We start from the raw sequence: 1,528 nt of genomic DNA on the forward strand, positions 1-1,528 counted from the left end.
GCGCCGCGCCGGCACCGCGGAACTGGTCGCCGACCAGCTGCTCGGCGGGAGCGGCGTCGAGTCCTTCGACCCCACGCGCTTCGACGGCGACGAGGAGTTCGACGTCGTCGAAGGGATGACGGTCGAATAAGGAGTCACAGGTCGCGCCGTTCCTGTGCTGTTCGGTCGGGTGGCCGCGGCTTCAGCCGGCTTCCGACCTCAGGACGCGTCCTCGCCGGTTTCGTCGCTGACGTCGACCGCGCCGGCGTGCCCCCACGCGCGTCGGACTCCGCGGCGTCGCGACCGCCGCCGTCTCCTCCGGATCGGCGTGCCGCCGACTCAACTGGAACGTCCTCGCCCTGGTCGTCGACTTTCGGCAGGAAGACGTACAGCGTGCCCTCGTCGCGGAGCTCTGCGCGCGCCGACGACGCGTCGACCGCGGCGTCCTCGGGGAGCCTCGCGCGCCCGTCCAGCGACAGGCCGCGACCCGGGAACACCATCTCGACCCCCTCGCGGAACTCCCGGAACCGGTCGATTCGGACCTCGACTGCTCCGTCGTCGTAGTTCACCTGCACGTCGCTGGCCACGACGCCGGGCGCGTCGAACACCGCGAGGTACTCGTCCTCGCTCTCCAGGAGGTCCACGGGCAGCGGCGTCTCCTCCTGGAACCGGGAGGCGGCCCGACCCATCCGCCGGAACACGGCGTCCCCGACCGCCTCGGCGAACTCTCGGGCGGTCATACGTCAATCACCGCCAGGCAGTCTGTCCCCCCGCAGTAGGGACAGGAGAAGTCCGCGACCCCGACGTCGTCGGGCATGTCGTACGTGTAGTGGAGTTCGAACATGTCGAGCTCGCAGTCGTCACTCGTGCATCGAACCTCCAGCGTGGCAGGCATACCCCTGACTTGGGGCGGCGCGTCCATAAAGCAGCGGGCTCCGGTGAGAACGACTGCCGGCCGGCGACGGTGCCGTCTCCGGAACACGAAAGTGCCGGCGCACTATCGTGTTGCGGTATGGCATCGAAGCGCGGCCCGCGCCTCGTCCTCACAATCAGTGTGCTCGCGGGCCTCGCGAACACCGTCCTGTTCCCGCTGCGGAACCCCCAGCAGGTCGCGCTCGCGTCTGACGTCTACTACTACGCGGCCCGCGCCGCGCTCGCCGGCGCGGACTTCTACGCGGTCAACCCCATCGGCGACACGGGGTTCCGGTACCCGCCGGTCGTCGTGCTCGCGTTCTATCCACACGGACTGCTCGGCGACCCGGCGCTCGCGTTCGCGCTCCAGACACTTCTGAACCTCGCGGCGCTCGCCGGCATCCTCGTGCTCACGCTCCGGGTTGTCGACCACGCCGGCGTCGGACTGGAGCGCCTCGACGTCGTTCTCGTCTCGGCGTTCGTGTTCCTGGTCGGGCCGGTCGGCGTGAACCTCGTGATGGGGCAGGTGAATCTCGTGTTGGCGTTCGGCATCGCGGCGGGCGCCGTCCTTCTGCTCCGCGGCCGTGGACGCGCCGCCGGCGTCGTTCGGGTCCGTCGCGCTCGTGAAACTCTTCCC

General features: G+C 70.0%; 3 protein-coding genes and 1 pseudogene. 2 read left to right on the top strand and 2 right to left on the bottom strand.

Going from position 1 to position 1,528, the window contains the following annotated elements:
• A pseudogene (locus GRX66_RS20890) lies at positions 1–130 on the top strand (sarcosine oxidase); the annotation flags it as partial.
• Positions 131–134: 4 nt separating this feature from the next.
• Here the strand turns inward: GRX66_RS20890 and GRX66_RS18900 are convergent.
• Together GRX66_RS18900 and GRX66_RS19690 are read right to left on the bottom strand one after the other, a co-directional pair.
• Complete coding sequence (locus tag GRX66_RS18900) at positions 135–719, bottom strand: Hsp20/alpha crystallin family protein (protein WP_159527835.1); 585 nt, start codon at positions 717–719, stop codon at positions 135–137.
• The gene (locus GRX66_RS19690) at positions 716–874 is read right to left on the bottom strand and encodes a DUF7559 family protein (RefSeq protein ID WP_201293103.1); all 159 of its coding nucleotides are present in this window, start codon (positions 872–874) and stop codon (positions 716–718) included. Before GRX66_RS19690 ends, GRX66_RS18900 begins: the two co-directional genes overlap by 4 nt.
• Positions 875–991: 117 nt before the next feature.
• Here GRX66_RS19690 and GRX66_RS18905 point away from each other — a divergent pair.
• On the top strand, positions 992–1,528 hold a 537-nt coding region (locus tag GRX66_RS18905; protein WP_159527836.1), incomplete at its 3' end, for a glycosyltransferase family 87 protein.

Origin of the sequence: Halobacterium bonnevillei, assembly GCF_009831555.1 — an archaeon.
Lineage (GTDB): Archaea > Halobacteriota > Halobacteria > Halobacteriales > Halobacteriaceae > Halobacterium > Halobacterium bonnevillei.

What these genes read in the sequence shown, in the direction of transcription:
- GRX66_RS19690 (WP_201293103.1), bottom strand. Translation starts at nt 874, where the DNA reads ATGCCTGCCACGCTGGAGGTTCGATGCACGAGTGACGACTGCGAGCTC.
- GRX66_RS18900 (WP_159527835.1), bottom strand. Translation starts at nt 719, where the DNA reads ATGACCGCCCGAGAGTTCGCCGAGGCGGTCGGGGACGCCGTGTTCCGG.